This window comes from Phytohabitans aurantiacus (assembly GCF_027923225.1).
Lineage (GTDB): Bacteria > Actinomycetota > Actinomycetes > Mycobacteriales > Micromonosporaceae > Phytohabitans > Phytohabitans aurantiacus.
The window spans coordinates 354,330-379,983 of sequence record NZ_BSDI01000001.1; the positions used below are offsets into that span (position 1 = coordinate 354,330).

Sequence of the window (25,654 nt, forward strand, 5' to 3'; positions counted from 1 at the left end):
CGGCGGTCAGCCCTGCTTCTGTACGGAGCGGAGCAGCACGGTCGCCACGTCGACGACCTCGACCTCTTCGGCGGCGCCCTTGCCGGTGACGCCGTCGCCGATCATCGTGTAGCAGAACGGGCAGCCGACGGCGATCGTCTTGGCGCCCGTCGACAGGGCCTCCTCGACGCGCTCGACGTTGATGCGCTTGCCGATCCGCTCCTCCATCCACATGCGAGCGCCACCGGCACCGCAGCAGAACGACCGCTCGCTGTTGCGCGGCATCTCGGTGACGGTACCGGCCTGCGCCAGGATCTCGCGGGGTGGGGTGAAGACGCGGTTGTGCCTGCCCAGGTAGCACGGGTCGTGGTACGTGATGCCGCCGTCGATCGGCTGCACCGGCGTGAGCTTGCCGCTCGATACGAGGTGGGCGAGCAGCTGCGTGTGGTGCACCACCTCGTACTGGCCACCAAGCTGCGGGTACTCGTTGCCGAGCGTGTTGAAGCAGTGCGGGCAGGACGCGACGATCTTCTTCACGCCCGCCTCGTTGAGCGTCTCCACGTTCTGCTGGGCCAGCATCTGGAAGACGAACTCGTTGCCGATACGGCGGGCCGGGTCGCCGGAGCAGGTCTCGCCCTCGCCGAGGATCGCGAACTTCACCCCGGCCTCGTGCAGCAGCGTCGCCACCGCTCGGGTGGTCTTCTTCGCCCGGTCTTCGAACGCGCCGGCGCAACCGACCCAGAAGAGGTACTCGAAGTCATCGGCCTCGCCGACCCGGGGCACCTCGAAGTCGAGGCCCTTCGTCCAGTCCTCGCGGGTGTTCTGCGGGGCGCCCCACGGGTTGCCCTTGTTCTCCAGGTTGCGCAGCATCACGCCGGCCTCGGACGGGAACGACGACTCGATGAGCACCTGGTACCGCCGCATGTCGACGATGTGGTCGACGTGCTCGATGTCGACCGGGCACTGCTCGACGCAGGCGCCGCAGGTGGTGCAGGACCACAGCACGTCCGGATCGATCACGCCGCCTTCGTCGGCACCGCCCACGAGCGGCTTCTGCCCTTCGGCAAGCGCGAGCGCGTCGACGTTGCTGTGGTCGTCTCCTGCCAGCAGGTACGGCGCCTTGGCGTACGCGTGGTCGCGCAGCGACAGGACGAGCAGCTTCGGCGACAGCGGCTTGCCGGTGTTCCAGGCCGGGCACTGCGACTGGCAGCGGCCGCACTCGGTACAGGTCGTGAAGTCGAGCAGGCCCTTCCACGTGAACTGCTCGACGGCCGCCACGCCGAACTGGTCCTTCTCCGGATCGGCCTCCTCGAAGTCCAGCGGCTTGCCACCGGACATCATCGGGCGCAGCGGACCGAGGCCGGAGCCGGCCGGGCGAGCCGGGTCGCGCTTGAAGAAGATGTTGAAGAACGCGGCGAACCGGTGCCACGCCACACCCATGGTCACGTTGAGCGCGATCGTGATCAGCCAGGTCATCGAGATGACGATCTTCACGAGGGCGGTGACGCTGAGCGCCGCGTCCGAGGCCGGAAGGATCTCGCCGAGGGCGTGCGAGACCGGCGCGGCCCACACCGGCCACTCGCCGTGCCCCGTCGCGTACTTGAACCCGCGGATCAGGAACCCGCAGATCAGCACCGCGACGATGACGAACTCGACGAAGTAGCCCTGCCACATCGTGGAGCCGGTGAACCGGGACAGGCCGCGCGCCTTGCCGGGCCGGTTGCGCAGCCGGATCGCGATCAGCACGAGGATGCCGAGCAGGCCGAACACACCGATCAGCTCGGTGGCCAGGCCGAAGAGCGCCCATCCGCCGATGATCGGCAGCCCGGCGTGCGGGTCGACGACCTCGAAGTAGGCCTCCAGCACCAGCAGCGACAGGATGATGAAGGCGACCATCACGAACCAGTGCGCCGCGCCCACGACGCTCCACTTGAGCATCCGGGTGTGGCCGACTGTCTCGGTCAGCATCCGCTTGGTGCGGGTGCCCTTGTCGCCGAAGCGCTCCGGATCGGGCTGCCCCAGCCGGATCACCGAGAGCATCGTGCGCACCGCGCGTACAGCCAGCGCGACAGCCACGAGCGTGATGGCGGCAGCCAACACCGTTGTCACGATTTGGACAGTGCCCATGCGCCCCTGGCCTCCTGATCCACGTTTCCGGTGCTCCCAGACTACCCACAAGGTTACCGGCCAGTAACGTGGGCTTCCCCCCTGACCTTAGGACAAGCAGGGGATAGCGCGGCGGTGACGCGTCTCTCTAGACTTCGCGCCGACTTCAATACGGGGAGGAATTCTTTTGCGACCACGCGTACGCGCGGCCGGTGCTGGCGCCTGCCTGGCACTCGCTGCCATCGTCGGCGCCGCGGTCATCGTCGCGTCCAACGACTCAGACGGCTCGGAAGCACGGTTCGTCGGCGCCGGATCCGCCGCCGACCCCGTCGCCGCCGCGGCAGCCGCCGCAGCGGCGGCACCGGGCGACCCGACCCCCAGCCCCGGCCAGGCCAAGCCCGGCAATCGGCTCACGTCCGCCGCAGCGCTCCAGGAGCTGCGAAGGGCCGGCGGCAAGAAGCCAGCCGCCGTGCGGGTGGTCGACGGCCGGGTACGCACGCTGACGGCGCCCGCTGGCGAGGCACTGAAGCTGCCGCTCGGCGTACCGGCCGGCGCCAGCGCCGAGACCACCGCTGGCGCGTTCGTCAACCGCTACGGGCCGGCCTTCGGCATCGAATCGACCACGAGCACCAAACGCACGAGTACCGCCAGCCTGTCCGGCGGCGACACGGTCGTGCGGTTCGGCCAGTACGCGGGCGGCGTGCCCGTGATCGGTGGCGAACTGATCGTCACCCTGAACCGCGCGGGCGGCGTGCTCGGCGCGACCGCGGAGACCGCGATCAGCGCGCCCGTCAGCACCTCGGCCCGCACCGGCGCGGCGGCCGCCCAGCGCACCGCCGTCGAGGCAGTCGCCAAGGACCTCGGCGCCGACGCCAGCACGCTGACCGCTGGCGAGGCGAAGCTGTGGCTGTACGACCCGCGCCTGGTGGGCGGCCAGGGTCCGGGCGAGCTGCGGCCGACCTGGTGGATCGAGGTACACGCCGCCGGCGGCACCGACGCCCACGGCATCGGCTCCGCCCTGGTCGACGCCACCGACAACAAGTCCGTCCTGGTCATCTCCGAGCACCGGACCGCGCGCAACCGCATCGTCTGCGACATGGCGAACAGGCCAACCGACCTCGACGAGGTCGGCAACTACTGGTGCAGCGCCGACCCCGCCGGACCGGCCATCACCCGCACCGAGAGTGGCCCCGCCTCGACGGTCGCCGACGTCAACGCCGCGCATACCTTCATGGGGCAGACCTACGACTACTACGCCAGCCAGTTCGGGCGGGACTCGATCGACGGCAAGGGCATGCAGATCCGCTCCACGGTCCGCGCCTGCCACCTCTCCTGCCCGTTCGAGAACGCGTTCTGGGACGGCGCCCAGCTGACCTTCGGCAGCGGGCTCGTCACCGACGACATCCTGGCCCACGAGTACACCCACGGCGTCACCGAGCACACCTCGAACCTCTTCTACGCGTTCCAGTCCGGCGCGATCAACGAGGCGTTCTCGGACATCTTCGGTGAGTTCGTCGACCTCGCCTACGGCACCGACGGGCCGCGCTGGCGGATCGGCGAAGAGGCCAGCATCGGCGCGATCCGCGACATGGCCAACCCCAACATGTTCGACCAGCCGGCGTACGTCGGTGGCCCGTTCTACTACATGGGCTTCCTCGATGGCGGCGGCGTGCACTACAACTCGGGCGTCGCCAACAAGGCGGCCCAGCTCATCGCCGACGGTGGCTCGCTCAACGGCAGCACCGTCACGGGCATCGGGCTCACCAAGTCGGCACAGCTCTGGTACCGGGTGATGCACCTCGTCACCTCCGGCTCTGGCTTCGCCGACCTGGGCGCCGCCATGCAGAGCGCCTGCCGGCAGCTCGTTGGCCGGTTCGGGATCACCCGTGGCGACTGCACCCAGGTCGACAACGCGGTGACCGCGACCGCGATGTTCGCCCAGCCGACCGTCCCGTCGTCGGCGGTGGTCGACCGGTGCAACGTCGCTGGCCAGCAGCCCGCCGTCCGGCTGTACCAGGACGACATGGAGCGCATCGGCGGCTGGACCTTCGACCGGGCGTACTGGCAGGTCATCCCGTCTGGCGACGTGCCGGTGAGCCTGGCGCACTCGGGCCAGCGCGCGATGTACGGCTGGGTTCCCAGCGCGGCTCCGGCCGGTACGACCGGTTCCGCCACGATGGCGGCACCCGTCGTCATTCCGGCTGGTGAGACGCACTTCGCTCTGCACTACAACGTGCCGACGTTCAACACCACCACGGGCGGGTTGGCGATCGAGTACAGCACCGGCACCAACTGGGTGGCCCTGCCCGCCGACCCCAGCACGCCGACTCCGAGCGGCGCCGCCACGCGCGGGTACGTCACCGCGTCGTACGACGTGAGCAGTCTCGCCGGTCAAAGTGTCCGGTTCCGGTTCCGGCTCACCCGCGGGTCGTTCGACCGGGAGTGGCTGGTCGACGACGTCCGGCTGTACCAGTGCGTGGCCGCCCCCTCGGTGCCGCGCAACGTGACCGCCGAGTGGACCGCCGGCAACACGTCGACCACGGTGACATGGGACCGGCCGGCCGCTGGCACTGCGGTCGACCACTACGAGGTATCGGTCGACGGAGACCCGAACCGGACGAACGTCGCGCCGGGCGGGGATACCACGTCGCTGGTACTCAACGGGCTGAACGCCACCATGGGTCACATCGTCCGGGTCTGGGCGGTGGACGCGGCGGGTCGCCGGAGCCTGCCGGCGGAGCTGCGGTTCGCGGTCAACCCGCCGGTCGCGTGCACGCCGGGCAGCGTGGTTGTGGTCAACGGCAAGCCGGTGCCATGCCGGAAGCCGTCATTCTGACCCTGTGATCAGAGAAGGGCCGGGGCACTTCGGTGCCCCGGCCCTTTGCGTTGTGGCGCCTGCGTTGTGGAGCGGCGCGCTAGCGCCAGCGGGAGAGCAGGATCAGCGAGGTGACCATCGCGCCGAAGCCGACCGCGAGGTTCCAGTACCCCCAGGAACCGACCGGGTACGCGGTCTCGGACAGGTAGTACACGACCAGCCACGCGATGCCGGCGGCGATCAGGCCAACCGCCGTGATCGGCAGCCAGATCGGACTCGGCTTCTTGGTCGCCTGCGTGCCGGCTGGCCGGACGTCGGCGGGGGGCGTGTAGACCTTCTTCTTACGGACCTGAGACTTAGGCACGACGCTTACTCCTGTCAGAACTCGTGTCCATAGACTAGCGCCGCTACGCCTTGGCCGTCAGGTCAGTCGAGGACCGTCAGGTCGGGCGAGGATCGCAACAACAGCTAGAGTAGTCAAGCCGACGCGCGCAGCACGAGGGGGGCACGGGAGACTCGGTGGAATACACGTCGGGCGCCACCTCATGGCGCGAGGCGCTTCGTCGGGCTGTTGCCGGTTTGCTGCCCCGACGGTCGGAGCGTCCGCGTTCGGGGTGGTCGGTGGTGGTTCCGCTGATCGCCGTCGCGGCTGGGCTGCTGTTCACCACCAGTGCGACCACCGCCGACGGCACCGCGTTGCGCGAAGATCGCCGTCCCCAGCTCGCCCAGCTCATCGAAGACCGGCGGGAGCGCGTCGAGGCGAGCGACAAGCGACGAGCGGCCCTGCTCGCGCAGGTCGAGGCCGAGACCGACGTACTGGCCGGGTCCGACCAGCCGATCGCCGAGCAGCAGACCAGGGGCGACAAGAGCCGGCAGGCCGCGGGCTTCACCGCGCTGCGCGGCCCGGGGCTGACCGTTCAGCTCGACGACGCGCCGCGACTCGGTGACACGAACCGTCCGGGCAACCCCAGCAACGACGACCTCGTTGTACACCAGAGCGACGTGCAGGCCGTGGTCAACGCACTGTGGGCCGGCGGAGCCGAAGCCATGTCGATCATGGACGTACGGGTGATCTCCACGAGCGCGGTACGCTGCGTCGGGAACACGCTGCTGCTACACGGGCGGGTGTACTCACCACCGTTCAAGATCACGGCCATCGGCAACCCGACGGCGCTCCAGCAGGCACTCGCCACCTCGGAGGGTGTGCAACTCTTCCGCGATGCCGTCTCCCATTTCGGGCTCGGCTACCGGGAGACCGTGGAAGGGAGCGTGACCGTGCCGGCGTACGACGGTTCGAGCGCGCTCAACTCCGTCGAGGTGCCCGAATGAGCCGCCATCGCGCACCCGATGGTGAGGACGAGACCGCCTACATCCCGCGCGTCGACGACGAGACGCCGCCGGTGATACCGGAGCCGACCGCCGCGCCGCCGGTCATTCCCGGACCGACGGCCGCACTGCCGGTGATCCCCGGGCCGTCGACCACGCCGCCCGCTCCCACCCCCGCGGCCGATCGGCCCACGCCGCGGCCCAGCCCGCGCCCGGCGGTCCCGCAGCCGGCTCCGGCTTCGCCCCGGCCGCCCGCCCCAACGGTCACCGTGTCGTTCCAACCCGCACCCGATGCTGCGACGACTCTGTCGTTTCAGCCCGCCTCCGACACGGCGGCCACCGTTTCGTTTCGCTCCCCTGCCGACGCGGCAGCCACCACGCTGATACCCGCCGTTGGCAGCCTCGATCCCGAGACCACGGGCCTGCTGGGCGCGGTACCGGCTGCTCCCGCTCGGCCCGACGAGCCGCCGGCCGGCGACGGCGACGGCACGCCCGCGGAGCCGCCCAAGCCCCGCCGCGGCGAGCGGGTCGTCAAGCTGCGCCCCGAGCAGACCGACGAGGGCTACAAGAGCGTGTATTCCGAGCTCACCCGGCCGACGGTCGGCTCACGCATCCGCACCGGTGTCCGCGGCCTGGGCGAAATCATGATCACCTTCGGTGTGATCGTGCTGCTGTTCGCCGCCTACGAGGTCTGGGGCACCACAGCGGTCATCGGCGACCACCAGAACGACCTCGACCAGCAGCTCGCACAAGACTGGGACCAGCCCGCAGACGCTCCGGTCGTCGGGCCCAGCCCGTCGGCGTCCCCGACCCTCGGGCCGCCCACGGGCATCGCCCGGCTCTACATCCCCAAGCTGGACAAGCAGTGGGTGGTGGTCGAGGGCGTCACGCAAAAGGCGATCAGATACGCGCCGGGTCACTATCCCAGCAGCGCCGACCCCGGCCAGATCGGCAACTTCGCGGTCGCCGGCCACCGAAACAGGGCCACATTCTGGCGCCTGGACGAGCTCAGGGTCGGCGACGCGATCGTGGTCGAGACCAAGCGGGAGTGGTTCGTCTACAAGGTCACCCGTAGCCACATCGTGAAGCCGAGCGCGATCGAGGTGGTCGCACCGGTGCCCGGTAGGCCCGGCGCGAAGCCCAGTACGGCGATGCTGACGCTGACCACGTGCAACCCGAAGTTCGACAACTACCAACGGCTGATCATCCACGCGCAACTGAGTCGCGAGCAGGCCCGCTCCGATGGCCGCCCTGCGGAGCTCGGCTAGGAACGGCCAATGTACGGATGGATTTGGCGCCATTTGCCGTTTCGCCGATGGCAGTACAAGCTGGTCACGTCGCTGGTACTGGTCAGCGCTATCGGCGCGCTCATGTGGTACGTGGTCTTTCCCTGGGCCGAGCCGCTGCTGCCGTTCGACGACGTTCAGGTCGAGCAGGATTCCGGTAACCCTGGCTTCGCACCCGAAGGGCCGGGCGCCGACCCGTCGGCATCCCCGGGGAACGAGCACGAAATCCCCTACGAAACAGACGAAAACAATCCCGAACCGACCACAACACCGAACAGGTGATGGCATGCGCGTCCTGGTGATCGACAACTACGACTCGTTCGTCTTCAACCTGGTGCAGTACCTGGGCCAGCTCGGCGTCGACTGCGAAGTGCGTCGCAACGACGAGATCGACCTGGCCGCCGTCGGCAACTCCGGCGCCGCCGGGATCCTGCTCTCCCCCGGTCCCGGTACGCCGGAACGCGCCGGCATCTGCATCGACGTCATCAAGGAGTACGGCGGCAAGCTGCCCATCTTCGGCGTATGCCTTGGCCACCAGGCTTTCGGTGCGGCGTTCGGCGCCACCGTCACGCGGGCGCCCGAGTTGCTGCACGGCAAGACGTCCGACGTGCACCACAAGGGCGAGGGGGTACTGGTCGGCCTGCCGGACCCGTTCACCGCGACCCGGTACCACTCACTGGCCGTGGTCGAGTCGACCCTCCCGCCAGAGATCGAGGTGACCGGCCGCACCGCGTCCGGCGTGGTCATGGCCATGCGGCACCGCGAGCTGCCGATCGAGGGTGTGCAGTTCCACCCTGAGTCGGTGCTGACCGAGGGCGGTCACATCATGCTGGCCAACTGGCTGGCGGCGTGCGGCATGCCGTCAGCGCTGGAGCGCGCGCCGGCGCTGGCCGCCGAGGTCGAACACCGCCGCCGATCCGCCTTCGCCACCTCGTAATCCACAGGCACCCAAAGTTATCCACAGCCTCATCCAGCCCGCTTTACTTGATATTTCTAGCGGGCTAGACATACGCTGTGAAGCGAACGGACTTGCTCCGAAAGATCAGGCGTACCGCCGCGTTCGCGGGGATCGATTTTGTGCTGGTGCGCGAAGGTGGCAGCCATTCGATCTTTCGGTGCGGCTCACAAAACGTGGTCGTCCCCCGGCATGGCGAGATCAACGAGATCACGGCCAGGGGGAATCATGCGCGATCTGGACCATACATTGGGGAGGGACTGGTGGAAGTGACGACCTACATTGCCGCCTGTCGGCGGGTGGGCGACTGGTGGGCGATCAGCGTGCCGCAACTGAAGGGTGTGCACAGCCAGACCCGGCGCCTCGACCAGGTCGAAGCGATGGCCCGAGAGGCTATCGCGCTGATGCTCGATGTGGATCCAGCATCGATAGCCGTCGACGTACGCCCGGAGTTGCCCGGCGTCGTGTCACACGCGCTGGAGGCGCGCCGGGCCGCCCGCCAGGCGGAAGAAGATGCCGAGCGGGCCACGGCCGCCGCGGTTCGCGCACTGCTCGACGACGGCTACACCGTGCGTGACGCCGGCGCCATGCTCAGCCTGTCGCCACAGCGCATCTCGCAGATAGCACCAGGAGCCAAGGCTCGCCGCAAGGCCGGCTGATCAGCGTCAGCCGTTTTGACTGGGGGATGCCGTCGGTGACGGGCTCCCGGACGGGCTTGGCGAGTTGTCTTCGCGCGGCTGGCTCACCGTGATGACGATGGTGTCGCCGGTCTTGCCCGTGCCGCGCTTGCTCTGAGAGGTCACCTGGCCAGCGTCTTCGGGATCGACCAGCGCACCATCTTTGATGTCGACGTCGAAGCCAGCGGCCTCGAGCTCGTCGCGGGCGTCGTCTTCGGTCTTGCCGACGACGTTGGGGATCTCCCGAATGTTGGCCTTGGATACCCGGACGGTGACGATATCGCCCTTGGCCACCTCGGAGCCCTCCGGAGGATCGATCGAGAGGACAATGTCTTTGGCCTCCTTACCGTCGACCTCTTCCTTCCTGACGTCGAGGCCGAGTTTTTCCAGTTGACCCTTGGCGAACTCGTACGGGCCGCTGACCAGGCCGGTTGGGATCTTGACCGGCTCGGGGCCGCCGCAGACCTGGAGCACCACCTCGGAGTTGCGTTCGACCTTCTGGCCGCTCGTCGGCGTCTGCTGAGCGACCTGGCCCTTGGTGCACTCGTCGTTGAAGATCTGGTCGCCGACCACCGGCACCAGGCCCGCGTTCTTGATGTCGTTCTGGGCGATGGTCAGGGCCCGGCTGGTGACGTCTGGCACCTGCGCCTGCGGGGTCTCGTTGCCTCGGTTGGAGAGGATCAGGCCCGCGACCAGCGCGACCACGGCCAGCACGCCGAGGGCGGTCAGGGCGGAGATCACCCAGGCGGAGGCCTTGCGGCGGCGCGGGTCGCCGACCCGGGCCACGGTCGGCCGGTTGCCGACCGCGTTGATCTGCCGGGTGGCCGCGCCGGCGCCCATCATCGCCACCGTCTCGGACTCGCGAAGCACGGGCGTCGCCATCACCGGACGGCCGGCGGCCGCGCGCAGCAGGTCGGCGCGCATCTCCTGAGCGCTCTGGTACCGGTTCAGCGGGTTCTTCGCGAGCGCCTTCAACACGATCGCGTCGACATCCGGGTTGACGTCCGGGTTGATCTCGCTCGGGGCACGCGGGTCTTCCCGCACGTGCTGGTAGGCCACGCTGACCGGGCTGTCGCCAACGAACGGCGGGTGACCGCAGAGCAGCTCGAAGAGCACACAGCCGCCCGCGTACACGTCTGATCGCGCGTCGACGGCCTCGCCGCGTGCCTGCTCCGGCGACAGGTACTGCGCGGTGCCGATCACGGCGCTGGTCTGCGTCATCGTGGTGGCGCCGCTGGCCAGGGCTCGGGCGATGCCGAAGTCCATGACCTTGACCTGGCCGTTCTGGGTCATCATCACGTTGCCGGGCTTGATGTCCCGGTGGATGATGCCGTGCCGGTGGCTGAACTCCAGCGCCGCGCAGATGTCCGCCGTGATCTCCAGGGCGCGCCGGGGCATCAGCCGCCCCTCGGCAGCCAGCACCTCCTTGAGGGTGCGCCCGTTGACGAACTCCATGACGATGAACGGAAGCGTCTCGCCGGTGGGCGCGGTCTCCTCACCGGTGTCGTAGACGGCGACGATCGCGGGGTGGTTGAGCGACGCCGAGTTTTGCGCCTCACGCCGGAACCGCTCCTGGAAGGTCCGGTCGCGAGCGAGGTCGGTACGCAGCATCTTGATCGCCACATCGCGGCCGAGCCGCAGGTCGCGACCGCGGTGTACCTCGGCCATACCGCCGTAGCCGAGCAGCTCGCCGACCTGGTACCTGCCACCGAGCAGGCGGGCCTGCGCAGTCATCTCGTCTGTCGTCCTTCGCTCGTCTGGTCGTCGGCCTGCCGGACCGCGTCGCCACTCCACCGGAATGCCGAGTCTGCCCCAACCGACGGTACGGCCCGTTCCACCGACACGTCGCGACTGACCGAGATCTGCAACCCGGTTGGAATCGGACCTGCGGTGTTATTGCCGCTCTGTCTCACCAAGTAGGAAATCAGGCCCGCGCAAAGAAGTACGAGCACTCCAAGTACGACCGCGAGCACGATGAGTATCTGCCGGTTGGCGGAACCTTCTTCGGGCTCGGGCTGGGTCTGCGGGTACCCGTACTGCGGCGGCCCTGGCGGGCGAGCCGGTGCCGGCACTGGGCCCGGGCGGGTCGCCGGTGGCACGGAGGCGGCGCCCCTCGGGAATCCGGGCTGGGTGTGCGGGGCGGCGTGCGGAGAGCGGACCGGCGCCGCGACCGGACTGTGCGGGGCCGGCGGTGGTGGATACGGCGGGGCGGGACGGGCACCGCTCTGCGGGGCGATGGGCGGCGCCGGAGCGGAAACGGGTGACGGGTGGGCTGCCGAATGGGCGGGCGCCGGCGAGGCCGGGTGGGTCGGCGCGGCGGCCGGCCGGGCGGGCGGGGGCGCGCCCAGGGTGGCGGCGGCCTGCCGGGCGACCGCCGCGAGGGTGGCGGCGCTGGGCCACCGGGCCGCGGGGTCCTTGGCCATCGACCGGTCGACGATCGCGCGCACCGCGGGCGGGATGTCGGCGGGCAACGGGCGGGCCGTGTCGCGCACGTGCCGCATCGCGATCTCGAGAGGGTTGTCGCCCTCGAACGGCCGGTGGCCGGACAGGCACTGGTAGGCGACCACACCGAGGGCGTACACGTCGGAAGCCGGCGTGGCGGTCGCGCCGGCCGCCTGCTCGGGCGAGATGTACGACGCTGTGCCCAGCACGGAGCCGGCGGCGGTGAGCTGCCCCACCATGGCCGAGCGGGCGATGCCGAAGTCGGTGAGGACCAGCGTGCCGTTCGGGCGTACCAGGAGGTTGCCGGGCTTGACGTCGCGGTGGACGATGCCCTTCTCGTGCGCGGCCTGCAGCGCGTCGGCGGCCTGGGCGAGGAGCGCCATCGTCCGGGCCGGCGTGAGCCGGCCGACCCGGCTCAGGGTGCGGGACAGGGCGTCTCCCTCGACGTACTCCATGACCAGGAAGGCGATCTGCTGGTCGCTGCCATAGTCATACACGTCTACGACGCCCGGATGGTTGATGGTCGCCATCGTGCGGGCCTCGCCCCGGAAGCGCTCGGCGAACCCGGGCTCTTCCAGTAGGGCAGGGAGCAGGATCTTCACGGCGACGGTGCGACCGAGGACCTCGTCGGTGCCGCGCCACACGTCGCCCATGCCGCCGCTGGCGATGCGCTCGTCCAGCCGGTACCGGCCGCCGAGCATGACTCCGGGGCTGAGCATCAGTTGCCACCCCCGTCGGCGATCACGGCCTCCATGATGTCGCCGCCGATCTTCGCCGCTTCCGCGCTGCCGCCCGCTGTCGCACGCTCCAGAAGTACGCAGACGGCAGAGATCGGTTCACCGTCCTTGAGGACGAACCCGATGAACCAGCCGTGATCGTTGGGGTCGCCCCCATCCTGGGCGGTGCCGGTCTTGCCCCCGACGGTGTACCCGTTGATCCGCGCGTTCCTGCCGGTGCCGCCTTCGACCACGTTGACCATCATGTCTTGCAGCTGGGCGGCGACCGTAGCCGAGACCGGATTATTGATCTTCTTGGGCGACGTGGTGCTGATCGTGCGGCGGTCGGGACCGAGCAGCTGCTGCACCAGGTACGGCCGCATGCGCTCGCCGCCGTTGGCCACGGTGGCGGCGATCATCGCACCCTGCAGCGGGGTCATCCGCACGTTGTTCTGGCCGATGCCGGACTGTGCGAGCGCCGCGGGATCGTCGCCACCGTCGGGGTTCTGGATGGTGCCGGTGCGGCTGGCCGCGACCGGCAGGCCCGAACCGTCAAGGTTGCCCACCGTCAGGCTCTCGTCTTCGAACCCGAACGCCCGCGCCTTGTCCTTGATCTTCGTGGCGCCCAGCCGGACCGCGAGCTGCGCGAAGCCGGTGTTGCACGACTCCCTGAGCGCCTCGGCCAGCGTGACCTGGGACTCGGGGCAGACCGAGGAGGCCGCGTTGCGGATCGGCGTGCCCGAGGTGGGTGCGGTGTACGAGGGCCCGGCCGGGATGTTCGTCTGCGGCGTGAGGCCGTTTTCCAGCGCGGCCGCCGTGTCGATCACCTTGAACGTCGACCCGGGCGGCAGTACCTCGCCCAGCACGCGGTTCTTGAGCGGGCTGTCCTTCGCCTTCTCCAGCTGGTTGAACGCGGCCTCGGCGGCGTTGGTGTCGTGGCTGACCAGCGGGTTCGGGTCGAAGCTCGGCATCGAGACGAACGCCTGCACCGCGCCGGTCTTCGGGTTGATCGCAACCGCAGCGCCCCGGGTGGAGCCCACATCGTTATTGGCCAGGCCCTTGACCGCGGCATCCTGAGCACGCAGCGAGAGGGTCAGCACCACGTTGCCGCCGGCGGTCTCCTCGCCGGTGAACATGTCGCGGAACCGGTCACCGAAGAGCCGGTCGCTGGTGCCGGCGAGAAACTCGTTCTCCGCCTTTTCGATGCCGGTGGCCGCGAGGTTGACGGGCTTGTACCCAACCACGTGCGCGAACTCGGACTTGAACGGGTACGTCCGCAGGTACTTGAGCTCGCCGGTCGTGACCTTGCCGTCGGCGAGCGCCTTGCCACCGACCTCGATGACCCCGCGCGCCCGCTCGTACTCGGCCACCTGGACACGACCGTTGAAGTCGCTGTTGCGGTACTCGTCGGCCTTGTAGCCCTGTACCCAGTTGAGGTTGGCGAAGAGCAGGCCAAAGAGGATCATCACGACCACGCCGGCCCGACGCAGTGGACCGTTCATGACCTGATCACCTCCGTCGGGGCGCCGTGCAGTTTGACCGGTGGCCCAGCAGGGCCGTCACCCTGCGCCGACGCGCTCCCGGTCACCGGGCGCCCCGCGGCGTCAGAGATCCGGAGCAGCATCGCGATGATCAGCCAGTTCGCCATCAACGAAGAACCACCCGCCGACAGGAACGGGGTGGTCTGGCCGGTCAGTGGGATGAGTCCGCTGACGCCACCAACGATGACGAACACCTGCAAGCCCAGTGTGAAGGCGAGACCGCCGGCCAGCAGCTTGCCGAACGAGTCGCGTACCGCGAGGCCCGCGCGCAGGCCACGCTCGACGATCAGCAGGTACATGACGAGGAACGCGGACAGGCCGAACAGGCCGATCTCCTCGCCCAGACCGGCGAAGATGAAGTCGTCTTCGACGTCGGGCACCTTGGTGGGCTGCCCACCGCCCGGCCCCGCGCCGAAGAGCCCACCCGTGCCGAGCCCCAGCAGCGACTGCACCGGCTGGTACCCCGCGTTGTACGGGTCGGCGAACGGGTCCTGCCAGATCTGCACGCGGTCGTAGAAGTTGGCGAACGGCCCGCCGATGCTCGCGCCCAGCGAGTACGCCAGCGTGGCACCGCCGAAGAAGAGCAGCAGACCGATGATCAGCCAGCTCACCCGCTCGGTGGCCACGTACAGGATGACCACGAACATGCCGAAGTAGAGCAGCGCGGTGCCCAGGTCTTTCTCGAAGACCAGGACCAGGAGGCTGAGCAGCCACACCGCGACGACCGGACCGAGGTCGCGGCCGCGTGGAAAGTCGATGCCGAGGAAGCGGCGGCTGGCCAGGGACAGCACCTCACGCTTGCGTACGAGGTAGTACGCGAAGAACGAGACCAGTGCGAGCTTGGCGAACTCGCCCGGCTGGATCGAGAACCCGCCGATCAGGATCCACAGCTTGGCGCCGTTGATCTCGGAGTACCTGCTGGGCAGTACCGCCGGGATCATCACGAGCACGATGCCGACCAGGCCCAGCGTGTACGCGTACCGCGAGACGATCCGGTGGTCACGCACGATGATCAGCAGACCTGCCGCCATGATCGCGGCGAGCAGTGTCCACGCGAGCTGGCGGCCGCCGTCACCGGCGAAGATCGGAAAGTTCGCGCGGTCGGCGGCGTCGGCGCGTCCCAGGTCGATCCGGCGCAGGAAAGCCACGCCGAGCCCGTTGATCAGCGCCACCGCCGGTACGAGGGCCGGATCGGCGTACGGCGCGAGAAACCTGATCACGATGTGCAGACCGAGGAACACCAGGGACACCAGGGCGGCCGGTATCCAGAAGTCCGGGGTCACCGAGTCGAGCATCGTCGCCTCGACGGTGGCCGCGTACGCCGTGATCAGCGCCATCGCGAAGAGCAACAGACCCAGTTCGGCGTTGCGCCGGCTCTTCGACATCCGGATACGCGGCATCTCCCCCGTGACGGCGGGCGACGCGGCCGGTGTGGTCCGAGCGGTCACAACAAGATCCTTGGAGTCCTTCGCACTCCGCTCAATCCACCGACCGGCAGCCTGCCGGGTCGACCGGCGACTCCGTGTTGGTGGGCTGGGCGTCGGGCGTGCTCGCCGGCGCCGGGCTGGCCGGGGACGAGGGCGTGGCCAGCGGGGTCGGCGATCCGCTGGCGACCGGCGCGCTCGGTGAGGCGGCGGCGCTGGTCGCGGTAACCGTCGGCGTGGCGACCGCCGCGCCCGCGTCGGGGCTCGGCGACTCACTCGGCGGGCAGGTCGGCTTGAGGTTCAGGTTTGTCGGGCTGTCGGTGATGAGCTCGGCCAAGCGTCGCTCGGCGTCAGGCTCGTCATCGGCGTGGATGCCCTGCTTGACCCGCTCCTGGGCGACCGCCGTGAGGTCGTCGAGCTCCATCTCACTGGTCTGGTGGACGCTGGAGAGCCGCAGCCCGGCGATCTGGCCAGGGACGCCCTGGAACACCGCCAGCTGACCCTCGTCGGTGGCGCCAACGTAGTACTGCCGCTGGGTGTAGGTCCAGCCCACCGCGAGCCCGCCGCCGAGGATGATGAGGAGGCCAGCCAGGAGCAGCGCCGTACGTGCCGGATGGCGGCGCGGCTCTTCGGTGTCGCTCTCCCTGCCGCCGCCGTTGTCGGAACCGTTCGGCTCCGGCGTCGCCGGACGCGGTGCGGCATGCAGGGCGGACGCCCGCGACGCGGGGGTCGACTCTTCCACCGTCGTGGACATCCCGCGGTCACGCGCGGCAGCACCGCCCACGATCGGGGCGAGCTCGACGATGTCTTGGTCGGTCGCGTCGGCGATCACCACGGTGATGTTGTCGGGACCACCGCCGCGCAGCGCGAGCTGGACCAGCCGTTCGACGCACTGCTGCGGGTCGGTGAACTCGCGCATGGTGTCGCCGATGGTCTCCGCGCTCACCACGCCGGACAGACCGTCGCTACAGATCATGTACCGGTCGCCGGGCAGCACCTGGCGGACCTTGTACTCCGGGTCGATGTCGCGGCCATCGAGCGCCCGGGTGAGCAGCGAGCGCTGCGGATGGCTGCTCGCCTCCTCGGGGCTGATCCGGCCCTCGTCGACCAGCATCTGCACGTAGGTGTCGTCTTTGGTGATCTGCGCGAACTCGCCGTCGCGCAGGAGGTAGGCACGCGAGTCCCCAATGTGGACCATGCCCAGCTTGCTGCCTGAGAAGAGCGCCGCCGTCAGCGTCGTGCCCATGCCCTCCAGGTGCGGGTTGGCGTCGACGGTGTCGCGGAGCTGCTGGTTGGCCGTATCGACCGCGCCGCGCAGGGCGTCTACCAGGGCATCGCCTGGAACGTCCTCGTCGAGCGGGGCCATCGCGCCGATGACGATGTTGCTGGCGACGTCACCGGCGGCCATGCCGCCCATGCCGTCGGCAACGGCAAGCAGCCGCGGTCCGGCGTAAACGGAATCCTGGTTTCCGTCTCGGATCAGACCGCGGTCACTGCGAGCCGCATAACGCAAGGTCAGAGTCATGGCCGTAACTCAATAGATGTGCGGCCGATACGGATCGGCACGCCGAGGGGCACGGGGGTTGGTCCAGTGACCTTAGCGCGATCCAGGTAAGTCCCGTTGGTCGAGCCGAGGTCTTCAATGATCCACTGACCGCCACGCGGGAGGAGCCGGGCATGCCGGGCGGACGCGTAGTCGTCAGTGATCACAAGAGTGGAGTCTTCGGCTCGTCCTATCGTGATCGGAGCCTCACCAAGCGTGATCCGCGTGCCGGCGAGCTGGCCGGCGGTGACCACTAGCTGGTGCGCGGCGCGGCCCCGCTTCACCTTCGCTGGCTGAGCGTGCCCCGCCGACGCGCCTACCCCCCGTGGCGCGGCGACGAGGCGACTGCTCTTGGCCCCGGCGAAGAGGTCCCGGCGGATGACCCCGACCACTGTGAACACGAAGATCCACAGCAGGACGAGGAAACCGAACCGGGCGACAGTAAGGACGAACTCAGGCAAGGTGGCTAGCCGTCCACTCGGAACGTGAGGGTGGTCGTTCCGAGCTGGATCATGTCACCTGGGTTGAGGGCCACGGCGGATACGCGCTGGCCGTTGACCATCGTCCCGTTGGTGGACCCCAGATCGGTCAGCACCACCTGGGCGCCATCGAAGTCGAGCCGGGCGTGCCGGCGCGAGATACCCACGTCGGGCAGACGCAGGTTGGCCTGGTCGCCACGGCCGATCACCGTGGAGCCCATCTGTAGCGGATAGGTGCGGCCGTCGCCCGAGACCAGCCGCACGTTGCGGCCGCCACCGTGCTGCTGCGGTGGACCGTAGCCACCGCCGGCCTGCTCATACGGCGGGTACGCGGGCGGGGCCGGCGCGTCGTACGCCGGCTGCTGCACCGGGGCGACCTCGCCACCGGTGTAGACCTCGGCCGTGACCCGGAACATACCGGTATCCAGCCCGTCACCGCGCTCGATCTCCACGATCACGTCGCCGTAGACCGTCCAAGCCTGCTCGCCGATGAACTCGGCCTGCGACTGGGCGAGCTCCTGGGCGAGCGCGGCCGCGTACGGCGCGAGCCGGCTATGGTCGTACGGAGAGAGATCGATCACGTAGCGGTTGGGCACAAGGGTGCGCCCGCCGGCGAGGATCGCTTTGTGCGCCTCTGCCTCCCGCTGCATGGCGTTGAGGATCTCCACAGGGTGGACGACCCCCTTGAAGACCTTGGCGAAGGCACCTTCTACCAGGCCTTCCAAGCGCTTCTCAAAGCGTTGTAGCACGCTCACCGGCTCCTCCTCGGGTTCCGAGGACATGATGGTATCCGGCCGCCGCACACGTAAGTTGCGCGCCAACGACCGCCTGCTGCCGACCCATGTCAGGAGGCCGGTGTTGCCGTGCTAATCTTCCCCACGCGCCACGAGCAGTAACCTGTTCGCGGGTGCAGCCACGCACAGCGTAATATGTGGTCGCATCCTGTCTAGGGGGAAACGTGAGGTTCCTCCCGGTCAAGTTGTGACAGCCACGGGGAAGTGGCGGAATGGCAGACGCGCACGGTTCAGGTCCGTGTGCCCGAAAGGGCGTGGGGGTTCAACTCCCCCCTTCCCCACCAGCTTGCGAAGGCCCGTCCATCTCGGACGGGCCTTGTTCATGATCAGATCACAACCCGGGTAGCGTGCCCGGATTGTCCGGTGACCTCCGCGTCCGCGCGCGGCGCGTCTGCAGGGCCGGAAATCTTGCTCCCGGTCCGTACTCGACGCTTGGTCCGCGCTGCGCACTCGATGTCTTGATGAGAATCTCCCGCGACACCAGGTCTGCGAGGATCTGCCGAGCGCGGTGCATGCTGACGGTGAAGAGGTTCTGAACTGTGGCGTTGGTGATCCGTTCGTACTCGCGTACGTGCGCGACGACCCGGCGCTCGATCTCGTCTGCCTTGTGCCGGGCGTACGGCACGGCCGGACCCAGGTGCTTGAGCGCCTCCTCGCGGAGGCGGTAATACGGGTGTGCCGCCCGAGCTGTCTGCCGGGTCGGCTCGATCATCGCGACAGCTTCGCTTGCGAGATGTCGCAATGATGCCTCGGTCTCGTCCACACCCTTCTGAAGCAGCGGAGCCATGACGTCGGCCGTGACGGTGCGTACCTGGCACAGCTTGATCAGGACGATCATGGCATCTGTATCGTCACGAACGAAACCAGGCAATTGCGCCACATATCGAGCGATATTCAGATTCGGCGCGGTGCCAACCAAGGCCACCCGAACTCGCTCATAGGATGCCTCGATAGTCGGTGTGGGCCGGCCGGACCTGACCATTTCCCGGTACATCCGGTCGATCCCGCGACCAACCTCCTCGGCCAGTTCCACGGTTCGAGCAGCGACAGTGAGCGCCCGGTTGCGTGGCTTGGACGGGTGGGTCAGCAGGTTGTCGACGCTCACGCCGGCGACCAGAGGGCCTGGTGACGAGATCGCGAGAACCTGTGGCGAATGCTCGATGGTCACGGGATCGGCAAGGTGGTAGTCCCGATGAATCAACGCATTGGTCAGGGCCTCGCGGACGGCGAGTTCGGGAAAGTCTTCGACCTGGAGTTGCTGCCCGTCCGGAAGCGTGAGAGGAGTCAAACGACGACGCAACGTGATGAGGTCCATGACTCGCTCGTAGACGGTAAGCAGCGGTCCGGTCAGGCGCTCGATCGCGATCGGCTCACCGCCAGGGCTCTCGCGGTACTGATAGGTCGCGCTTGTGCCAGTTGTTCCTACGAAGACCAGGCCCGCCCTGAGCAGCGTCCCATCCCTTGTCACCAATCCCAGAGCTCGCAAGAGATCCTCATCGCTGAGGCGAGCCAAGGCACGGCGCGCAGGATTCAGCGAGGCGTCGAGCCGGCGTCGAGCTGCCGCCATAGCCGCCGCAGACACGTCATACAAGTCGGCAACGGGCTTGGCGGACCAGTCGACCCCAGAACGGTCCTCCCGCAGCCGCAGCTGTTCCTCCGGGCTCATCCCGAAACAGTCGGTACCAATGCGCCTGGGCGCTCGGCCCTTGGCGTCCGAATAGATCTCCCCGCCCTCCGGGATGTCGAGCAGCAGGAGTCGTTGTCCCTGGACAAACTCCACGCGGACATCGACGAGCAACGGCGGACGCGTGCTTGAGTGGATCTTCAGACGGGCGGCATCGGCAGCGAGCGCTGTGCCGAGGAACGCGGCTACGCCCGGCACCCTGTCGGCGACCCCCAGCACTACAACGCCGCCGCGGTTGTTCGCCAAGCACAGCGTCGCATCGACGAGCACGCGGAGGGTCTCGCCATCCCCACGATCGCTTTCCTGCTTGAAGTCAAGAATCTCCGACTCCTGCGCGGCGGCCGTACTGCCAGCCAGGATGGCATCGAGGGCGTCTCTGACGTGGCCCTTCACAACGGGACCTCCCACGCGAGGTTTGACGGGAGTTTCGTAGTACCCTTCACTTGAATGTAGGCTACTACGAAACTGTGTAGAAACTCTCCCAGGTTCGCGCCAGTGCGGTCGGGGAAAGCTGAGCCACACAGCGAGCGCGTTATGCTCCTGAACGGTTTCGTGTCCCCGAACCTGGAGTGACGTGTGAGTGTCGCGCTGGTGACCGGCTCTGGCGGGCTGATCGGATCGGAAGCAGCTCGGCACTTCGCCGGGCTGGGTCTCGACGTGGTTGGCATCGACAACGACATGCGCCGGCAGTTTTTCGGCGACGAGGCGTCCACAGCGTGGAACGTCCTGCGCCTCACCAGCGACCTCAGCGGGGCGTACACCCACCATGACGTCGACATCCGCGATCGGGACGCGCTGGGCAAGATCTTCCAGCGGTACGGGCGGGACATCGCGCTCGTCGTGCACACCGCCGCCCAGCCGTCGCACGATTGGGCCGTCCGCGACCCGTACACCGACTTCGACGTAAACGCGGTCGGCACGCTGAACGTCTTACAGAACGTGCGGGAGCACTGCATCGAGGCACCGGTCATCCACTGCTCCACCAACAAGGTGTACGGCGACCGGCCCAACAGCCTGCCGCTGGTCGAGCAGGCGACCCGGTGGGAGATCGAAGCCGGCCACCCGTACGAGCAGGGCATCGCCGAAGACATGTCGATCGACGCCTGCCTGCACTCGATCTTCGGCGCCTCCAAGGTTGCCGCCGATGTCATGGTCCAGGAGTACGGGCGCTACTTCGACATGCGCACCGCCTGCTTCCGGGGCGGCACCCTGACCGGCCCGGCACACTCCGCCACCGAACTGCACGGCTTCCTCGGATACGTCATGCGGTGCAACATGGAGCGCCGTACGTACAAGATTTTCGGGTACCAAGGAAAGATGGTCCGCGACGCCATCCACTCCCACGACGTGGTCAGCGCGTTCGAGGCGTTCTTCCGCAGCCCCCGGTCCGCGGCCGTCTACAACCTCGGCGGCGGCCGGCACTCCAACTGCTCGCACCTGGAGGCCTTCGCGCTCGCCGAGAAGATCACCGGCGTCGAGATGCGCAGCGAGTACCACGAGGCCAACCGGGTCGGCGACCACAAGTGGTGGATCGGCTCCAACGCGGCGTTCGAGCGGGACTATCCAGACTGGAAGCAGGCGTACGACGTTCCGATGATCCTTCAGGAGATCTACGAGGCCAACGTCGGCAAGTGGGTGCCCCGCCCATGATCGCCAAAGGTAAGCGCAACGTCCTTGGCGTCCTCGTCGACGCCGTCGACTACGAGGCCGCCACCGCACAGGTCATCGCCGCCGCGCACGAGCGCCGCCCCCTCGCCCTGACCGCGCTCGCGGTGCACGGCGTGATGACCGGGGTGCTCGATCGGGCACACAACGCCCGGCTCAACTCGTTCGACCTGGTCACCCCCGACGGCCAGCCGGTGCGCTGGGCGCTGAACCTGCTGCACGGCGCCGGCCTGCCCGACCGGGTGTACGGGCCCACGCTCACTCTCAAGGTGCTCGAGCGCTGCGCCGCCGAGGGCCTGCCCGTCTACCTGTACGGCTCCACCGAAGACACGCTGAGCCGGCTGGTGCCAGCGCTGGAGCGGTCGTTTCCCGGTCTGAAGATCGCGGGTGTCGAGGCGTCGAAGTTCCGCCAGGTCGAGCCCGGCGAAGACGTGCGGATCGCCGACCGCATCCGGGCCTCCGGGGCACGGCTCGTGCTGGTCGGGCTGGGCTGCCCGCGCCAGGAGGTGTTCGCGTACGCCATGCGGCCCCTGCTGGACATGCCGCTGATGGCGGTGGGCGCCGCGTTCGACTACCACGCCGGGCTGCTGCGCCAGCCGCCGCCGTGGATGCAGCGGGTCGGGCTGGAGTGGCTGTGGCGGCTCGGCCTGGAGCCCAAGCGGCTGTGGCGCCGGTACGTGGTGCTGAACCCGGCCTATCTGGCGCGCCTGGGCGCCCAGAAGGCCAAACTCTGGGACGCCACCCCGCCGGCCCCCGCCCCCCAGGACGAACGCCCCCCGACGTTCTCTGTCTGACCCACTCTTCCCTGCGGGAATGCGCTTTCCTATGCTGGGCGCATGATGCGGATCGACGACGGGCTGACCCCCACGGCCCTGCTACCCAAGATCGAGCGGCTGTGGGACGCCTCGGCGCAAAAGATCGACTCGATCGAGAAGACCTGCCCGCCGGGCTCGCCGTCACCGGTCTTCACCGTGGAGGGGCAGTACACAGCTCGGGGCTGGACCGAGTGGACCCAGGGCTTCCAGTACGGCTCAGCCGTGCTGCAGTTCGACGCTACCGACGAGCGGCGCTTCCTCGACCTGGCTCGCGACCTCACCATCCGGCTCATGGCGAGCCACGTCAGCCACATCGGCGTGCACGACCACGGGTTCAACAACGTCAGCACGTACGGGAACCTGTGGCGGCTCGCCCTGGAAGGGCGCAACGACGACGGTCACCTGGACTTCTACGAGCTGGCCCTGAAGATCACGGGAGCCGTGCAGGCGGCCCGCTGGCGCGACACGGCGGACGGCAGCGGCTACATCTACTCCTTCAACGGGCCGCAGTCGCTCTTCGTCGACACCATCCGCTCGTGCCGGGCCCTCGCCGTCTCGCATCAGCTCGGCCACGTACTCATGGGCGAGCGCGACGAGCGGATCTCGCTGCTAGACCGGATCGTGGAGCACGCCGCGAACACCGCGAAGTGGAACATCTTCTACGGCGAGGGGCGCGACAGCTACGACATCCGCGGCCGCACGGCCCACGAGTCGATCTTCAACGTCAACGACGGCAGCTACCGGTGCCCGAGCACCCAGCAGGGGTACTCGCCCTTCAGCACCTGGACGCGCGGCCTCGCCTGGGCGATGGTCGGCTTCCCCGAGCAGCTGGAGTTCCTCGCCAGCCGCCCCGAGGAGACCAAGCCCGAGGTCGTGGCCATGATGCTCAAGGCGGCCACCGCCACCTGTGACTTCTACATCGAGCACACTCCGACCGACGGCGTGCCCTACTGGGACACCGGCGCGCCAGGGCTCGCCAAGCTCGGCGACTACCTGGACCGTCCGGCCGACCCGTACAACGAGCACGAGCCGGTCGACTCGTCTGCGGCGGCGATCGCCGCTCAGGGCCTGTTGCGCCTCGGCTGGTACCTGAGCGCCAACGGCCAGCAGGAGCAGGGCCAGCGGTACTGGCAGGCGGGTCTGACCGTATGCGACACGATCTTCGACGAGCCGTACCTCAGCACCGATCCCCGCCACCAGGGCCTGATCCTGCACTCGGTCTACCACCGTCCGAACGGCTGGGACCACGTGCCGGCCGGGCAGAAGGTGCCGAACGGCGAGTCGAGCATGTGGGGCGACTACCACGCCCGCGAGCTCGCCCTCTACGTCCAGCGCGTCGCCCGCGACGAGCCCTACTACACGTTCTTCGGGGGAACCCGATGAGCCGCGCCGCGATCGTCACCGGTGGTTCCCGGGGCATCGGCCGGGGCATCGTGCTGGCGCTGGCCGGGGCCGGGTACGACGTCGTGGTCAACTACGCCAGTAACGCGGACGCCGCGCGCGAGGTCGGCAAGCAGGTCGAGGCCGCGGGCCAGCGAGCCCACCTGGTACAGGCCGACATCTCCAGCGCGGCCGACCGGAAACGGCTGGTCGACGAGACGGTCGGCGCGTTCGGCCGGATCGACCTGCTCGTCAACAACGCCGGCGTGGCGCCGAACGTGCGCGCCGACCTGCTGGACGCGGGCGAGGAGTCGTTCGACCGGCTCATCAACATCAACCTCAAGGGCCCGTACTTCCTGACCCAGCTCGTCGCGCGCCGCATGATCGAGCAGGCCGAAACCGTCACGAACCCGAAGATCGTCACGATCTCCTCGATCAGCGCGTACACCGCCAGCCTCAACCGGGGCGACTACTGCGTGGCCAAGGCCGGCCTTGCGATGGCCACGCAGCTGTTCGCGGCGCGGCTGGCCGAGCACGGCATCAACGTGTACGAGATCCGTCCCGGGATCATCGAGACCGACATGACCGGCGCGGTCAAGGAGAAGTACGACAACCTGATCTTCAACGAGGGGATCACGCCGATCCGCCGCTGGGGCCAGCCCGAAGACGTGGGCAAGGCCGTCGTCGCGGTCGCGACCGACCTGCTGCCGTTCAGCACCGGCCAGGTCATCGACGTGGACGGCGGCTTCCACCTCCGGATCCTCTAACCCCCCGAGCGTGATCAGGGCGTCCCTCAAGCTGCTAGAACGACTTGAGGGACGCCCTGATCACGAGAGGGCGGGGATCACGAGAGGGCGGGGAAGCGGCGAGGGCCGGGGCCGTCGTCTGACAGCTCGTCGTCGGGGTTGCTCAGGCGGCACGCAATCAGGGACAGGCAGCCGCAGCCGATGCAGCCCGTCAGGTCGTCGCGCAGGCGCTCCAGAAACGCGATCCGGTCGTTCAGCTTGGTCTGCCAGCGCGACGACAGCCGCGCCCAGTCGGCCTTGGTCGGGGTACGCGACTCCGGCAGGCCGTCGAGCGCGTCCCGAATTTCGTCGAGTGAGACACCGACCTGCTGCGCGATCCGGATGAATGACACGCGGCGCAGCTCGGCACGATCGTATCGGCGCTGATTGCCGCCCGTCCGGCCGGCGCGGATGAGGCCGAGCCGCTCGTAGTAGCGCAAAGCGGACGGCGCCACACCGGACCGGTGGGCCAGCTCGCCGATGCTCAGTGTCTGCTGCACAACAGCGACTTTACTTAAAGCCGACTTCAACTTGCACGCTTGTGGGCATGACCGTGACGACCGCGACAGACCGGCTCGACGAGCTGCTGCGCCGCATCACCGGCGACGAGAAACACGCGCCCAGCGCCCACTCCACTCTCGACGTCATCTGGGTGCTCTACGACAGGGTGCTGCGGGTGGGGCCCGATCGCGTCGACGACCCCGACCGCGACCGCTTCCTGCTCTCCAAGGGCCACGGACCGGCCGCCTTCTACGCGGTACTCGCGGCCAAGGGTTTCATTCCCGAGGAGTGGCTGGACGACGTCGCCGGACCCACGAGCCGGCTTGGGCACCACCCGGACCGCCTGCTGGTGCCCGGCGTCGAGATCGGCTCCGGGTCGCTCGGCCACGGCCTAGGGCTCGGTGTGGGCACCGCGCTCGGGCTGCGGGCTCAGGGCCTCACGAACCCGAGGGTGTACGTCCTGGTGGGCGACGCCGAGCTCGATGAGGGCTCCAACCACGAGGCGATCGCGTACGCGGGCGCGACCGGGCTCGACACGATCACCGCGATCGTGATCGACAACCAGTCGACCACTCATGGCTGGCCGGGCGGGATCGCCAGCAGGTTCCACGGGTGGAGTTCCACCACTGTCGACGGTCGCGACCACGACGCCATCGAGCGGGCGGTCAGGAGCCACGAACCCGGACGTCCTCACGTCGTGGTCGCCGTCGTCCAGCCCAAAAACTGAACCCAAGGAGTGAC

At 68.6% G+C, this 25,654-nt stretch carries 22 protein-coding genes and 1 tRNA gene; 12 read left to right on the forward strand and 11 right to left on the reverse strand.

Annotated features, from left to right (window positions below; all coding sequences use genetic code 11):
- Window positions 1–6: 6 nt before the first annotated feature.
- Window positions 7–2,106, reverse strand: coding sequence for a (Fe-S)-binding protein (locus QMG73_RS01805; protein ID WP_281891949.1), 2,100 nt, complete (start codon window positions 2,104–2,106; stop codon window positions 7–9).
- A gap of 166 nt (window positions 2,107–2,272) precedes the next feature.
- Here QMG73_RS01805 and QMG73_RS01810 point away from each other — a divergent pair, with 166 nt between their 5' ends.
- On the forward strand, window positions 2,273–4,921 hold the full coding sequence (locus QMG73_RS01810) for a M4 family metallopeptidase (protein ID WP_281891950.1): 2,649 nt from the start codon (window positions 2,273–2,275) through the stop codon (window positions 4,919–4,921).
- A gap of 79 nt (window positions 4,922–5,000) precedes the next feature.
- Here the strand turns inward: QMG73_RS01810 and QMG73_RS01815 are convergent, their stop codons facing one another.
- Window positions 5,001–5,264: a cell division protein CrgA gene (locus QMG73_RS01815; protein WP_281891951.1), complete on the reverse strand. Its 264-nt coding sequence runs from the start codon at window positions 5,262–5,264 to the stop codon at window positions 5,001–5,003.
- A 155-nt stretch (window positions 5,265–5,419) separates the two neighbouring features.
- Between QMG73_RS01815 and QMG73_RS01820 the strand changes: the two genes are divergently transcribed.
- The 5 genes from QMG73_RS01820 to QMG73_RS01840 all read left to right on the forward strand — a co-directional run bounded on the left by QMG73_RS01820 (window position 5,420) and on the right by QMG73_RS01840 (window position 9,126).
- Window positions 5,420–6,229 (forward strand): DUF881 domain-containing protein, encoded by an 810-nt coding sequence (locus QMG73_RS01820; RefSeq protein ID WP_281891952.1) that lies wholly within the window; start codon window positions 5,420–5,422, stop codon window positions 6,227–6,229.
- Window positions 6,226–7,494, forward strand: a complete 1,269-nt coding sequence (locus tag QMG73_RS01825) for a class E sortase (protein WP_281891953.1) — start codon at window positions 6,226–6,228, stop codon at window positions 7,492–7,494. Before QMG73_RS01820 ends, QMG73_RS01825 begins: the two co-directional genes overlap by 4 nt.
- A 9-nt stretch (window positions 7,495–7,503) precedes the next feature.
- Window positions 7,504–7,794, forward strand: coding sequence for a hypothetical protein (locus QMG73_RS01830; protein WP_281891954.1), 291 nt, complete (start codon window positions 7,504–7,506; stop codon window positions 7,792–7,794).
- Between the two features lie 4 nt (window positions 7,795–7,798).
- Window positions 7,799–8,449 carry an aminodeoxychorismate/anthranilate synthase component II gene (locus tag QMG73_RS01835; protein WP_281891955.1) on the forward strand — a complete coding sequence of 217 codons (651 nt, stop codon included), beginning with the start codon at window positions 7,799–7,801 and terminating at the stop codon, window positions 8,447–8,449.
- Between the two features lie 77 nt (window positions 8,450–8,526).
- Window positions 8,527–9,126, forward strand: a complete 600-nt coding sequence (locus QMG73_RS01840) for a hypothetical protein (RefSeq protein ID WP_281891956.1) — start codon at window positions 8,527–8,529, stop codon at window positions 9,124–9,126.
- 6 nt (window positions 9,127–9,132) lie between these two features.
- On the opposite strand, the gene pknB is transcribed toward QMG73_RS01840, so the two are convergent.
- From pknB to QMG73_RS01875, 7 genes are all read right to left on the reverse strand, one after another.
- A complete protein-coding gene (gene pknB / locus QMG73_RS01845; RefSeq protein WP_281891957.1) occupies window positions 9,133–10,878 on the reverse strand; it encodes a Stk1 family PASTA domain-containing Ser/Thr kinase in 1,746 nt (581 codons plus the stop codon).
- Entirely contained in the window at window positions 10,875–12,305 is a 1,431-nt protein-coding gene (locus QMG73_RS01850) for a serine/threonine-protein kinase (RefSeq protein ID WP_281891958.1), read from the reverse strand. Before QMG73_RS01850 ends, pknB begins: the two co-directional genes overlap by 4 nt.
- Window positions 12,305–13,804, reverse strand: coding sequence for a peptidoglycan D,D-transpeptidase FtsI family protein (locus QMG73_RS01855; RefSeq protein ID WP_281891959.1), 1,500 nt, complete (start codon window positions 13,802–13,804; stop codon window positions 12,305–12,307). The genes QMG73_RS01850 and QMG73_RS01855 overlap by 1 nt, the downstream gene beginning before the upstream one ends.
- Window positions 13,801–15,243, reverse strand: coding sequence for an FtsW/RodA/SpoVE family cell cycle protein (locus QMG73_RS01860; protein ID WP_281892204.1), 1,443 nt, complete (start codon window positions 15,241–15,243; stop codon window positions 13,801–13,803). Before QMG73_RS01860 ends, QMG73_RS01855 begins: the two co-directional genes overlap by 4 nt.
- A 79-nt stretch (window positions 15,244–15,322) precedes the next feature.
- The gene (locus tag QMG73_RS01865) at window positions 15,323–16,792 is read right to left on the reverse strand and encodes a PP2C family protein-serine/threonine phosphatase (protein WP_281891960.1); all 1,470 of its coding nucleotides are present in this window, start codon (window positions 16,790–16,792) and stop codon (window positions 15,323–15,325) included.
- Window positions 16,789–17,271, reverse strand: a complete 483-nt coding sequence (locus tag QMG73_RS01870) for an FHA domain-containing protein FhaB/FipA (protein ID WP_281891962.1) — start codon at window positions 17,269–17,271, stop codon at window positions 16,789–16,791. The genes QMG73_RS01865 and QMG73_RS01870 overlap by 4 nt, the downstream gene beginning before the upstream one ends.
- Before the next feature lie 5 nt (window positions 17,272–17,276).
- Window positions 17,277–18,071 carry an FhaA domain-containing protein gene (locus QMG73_RS01875; RefSeq protein WP_281892206.1) on the reverse strand — a complete coding sequence of 265 codons (795 nt, stop codon included), beginning with the start codon at window positions 18,069–18,071 and terminating at the stop codon, window positions 17,277–17,279.
- A gap of 210 nt (window positions 18,072–18,281) precedes the next feature.
- Between QMG73_RS01875 and QMG73_RS01880 the strand changes: the two genes are divergently transcribed.
- Window positions 18,282–18,367 (forward strand) — tRNA-Leu (locus tag QMG73_RS01880).
- Window positions 18,368–18,414: 47 nt separating this feature from the next.
- Here QMG73_RS01880 and QMG73_RS01885 read toward each other — a convergent pair.
- Entirely contained in the window at window positions 18,415–20,160 is a 1,746-nt protein-coding gene (locus QMG73_RS01885) for an ATP-binding protein (protein WP_281891963.1), read from the reverse strand.
- Between the two features lie 183 nt (window positions 20,161–20,343).
- Here QMG73_RS01885 and QMG73_RS01890 point away from each other — a divergent pair, with 183 nt between their 5' ends.
- The 4 genes from QMG73_RS01890 to QMG73_RS01905 are packed head-to-tail and all read left to right on the forward strand — an operon-like array spanning window position 20,344 to window position 24,394.
- A complete protein-coding gene (locus tag QMG73_RS01890; protein ID WP_281891964.1) occupies window positions 20,344–21,417 on the forward strand; it encodes an NAD-dependent epimerase/dehydratase family protein in 1,074 nt (357 codons plus the stop codon).
- On the forward strand, window positions 21,414–22,226 hold the full coding sequence (locus QMG73_RS01895; RefSeq protein ID WP_281891965.1) for a WecB/TagA/CpsF family glycosyltransferase: 813 nt from the start codon (window positions 21,414–21,416) through the stop codon (window positions 22,224–22,226). Before QMG73_RS01890 ends, QMG73_RS01895 begins: the two co-directional genes overlap by 4 nt.
- Window positions 22,227–22,268: 42 nt before the next feature.
- The gene (locus QMG73_RS01900) at window positions 22,269–23,630 is read left to right on the forward strand and encodes a hypothetical protein (RefSeq protein WP_281891966.1); all 1,362 of its coding nucleotides are present in this window, start codon (window positions 22,269–22,271) and stop codon (window positions 23,628–23,630) included.
- Complete coding sequence (locus QMG73_RS01905; protein ID WP_281891967.1) at window positions 23,627–24,394, forward strand: 3-ketoacyl-ACP reductase; 768 nt, start codon at window positions 23,627–23,629, stop codon at window positions 24,392–24,394. Before QMG73_RS01900 ends, QMG73_RS01905 begins: the two co-directional genes overlap by 4 nt.
- Window positions 24,395–24,471: 77 nt before the next feature.
- On the opposite strand, the gene soxR is transcribed toward QMG73_RS01905, so the two are convergent.
- Window positions 24,472–24,912 carry a redox-sensitive transcriptional activator SoxR gene (gene soxR, locus QMG73_RS01910; RefSeq protein WP_281891969.1) on the reverse strand — a complete coding sequence of 147 codons (441 nt, stop codon included), beginning with the start codon at window positions 24,910–24,912 and terminating at the stop codon, window positions 24,472–24,474.
- A gap of 47 nt (window positions 24,913–24,959) precedes the next feature.
- Between soxR and QMG73_RS01915 the strand changes: the two genes are divergently transcribed.
- Entirely contained in the window at window positions 24,960–25,640 is a 681-nt protein-coding gene (locus tag QMG73_RS01915) for a transketolase (RefSeq protein ID WP_281891970.1), read from the forward strand.
- Window positions 25,641–25,654: the final 14 nt, after the last annotated feature.